Annotated in this window: 2 protein-coding genes; one reads left to right on the top strand and one right to left on the bottom strand. The window is 58.0% G+C overall.

The genetic code is table 11. The features are described 5' to 3' along the window. A partial coding sequence (locus I2E26_RS08875) for a hypothetical protein (protein ID WP_195420442.1) occupies window positions 1-251 on the bottom strand: 251 nt, incomplete at its 3' end. A 573-nt stretch (window positions 252-824) separates the two neighbouring features. Here I2E26_RS08875 and I2E26_RS08870 point away from each other — a divergent pair. Then, on the top strand, window positions 825-1,030 hold a 206-nt coding region (locus I2E26_RS08870; protein WP_195420441.1), incomplete at its 3' end, for a hypothetical protein.

The raw sequence follows: 1,030 nt of genomic DNA, 5'->3' as shown, positions 1-1,030 counted from the left end.
AACTTGTAGTCGTGGCGGCTCATGTCGAGCTTGAGGCCATGGGCCTCGGAGAGCAGCATGATGGCCGCGTGCAGGTCGAACAGGTAGCGTTCGGCAACATCGATATCGCAGCCGAGTTGCGCTTCCAGCTCGCGGTAGGTCGTGGTGTTGAAGCCGTCGGGCACCTGCTCGAGCGCGAAGAGGATCGCCTCCGCATCCCTGCGCGTCTCAAGGTCGATGGACATCAGCTCGTCCAGTCCTTCTCTGTTCATGTGCGTCCTCCTTGCGATTGCCGCTATCGGTTCGAGCCATGCCAGCAGCTTCTCTGCTGCGGGCGTTCTAGTCTTCTTTGGCTGACATTATCCCACTGCGTTGCCTCGGGGGCCACGCCGTGCGGTGGTCGCGGCGAGCCTGATGCAGGCGACGGAGGCGCCACGATTGGGCCCCTAATCGCGAAATCTGTTCAACTCATGGGCGGGCAACCCGAGGCTACTCACTTTGTCCACCAATGGTGAAGGGTTGTAACCTGCAATTTTGCAAATGATACAAAAGCAACCTGCGTTCATTCACTTTTATTTGCAGCTGGCGGCTTGCGCGCCAAAGGGAGGTTGAGCTTCAAAGCGGGCGCTTATGGCGCTATGGGACTGCGGGCGATTTCTTGTGCCTACACCGAACAGCCTTGTGCAAGCCGTTGACATGGTGATTTGCACTTGCAAGAATTGAATCCGATCGCGCTCGCTCGGTATGCATTTTACCTTCCATGGGCGCTTGTTGCCGGTCTTCGTTTGTCCGTACATCTGCTGCTTGGCATGGGCGCCAATGAGATGTGCCAGTTAGGAGCATGTATGTCCCCACAGGCGCAGGGAGTCGAATTCGGCCGCGTGATCCATTTCCTCGGGCGCCGTTACCCCGGCTTTGCGGAGGCGGCGTACAAGGAGTTCATTGAGCAAGTCCAGCCTGATTTCGACGAGATGCCATATGAGGATGTCGAGCGCCTTCATGATCTTTCGCTGGAGTGGGCCATCTTCGATAGGCCCCTGGAGGGTGGCCT

It is taken from the genome of Collinsella sp. D33t1_170424_A12 (assembly GCF_015554865.1).
GTDB lineage: Bacteria > Actinomycetota > Coriobacteriia > Coriobacteriales > Coriobacteriaceae > Collinsella.
This window is presented reverse-complemented; position numbering and strand designations above follow the sequence as displayed.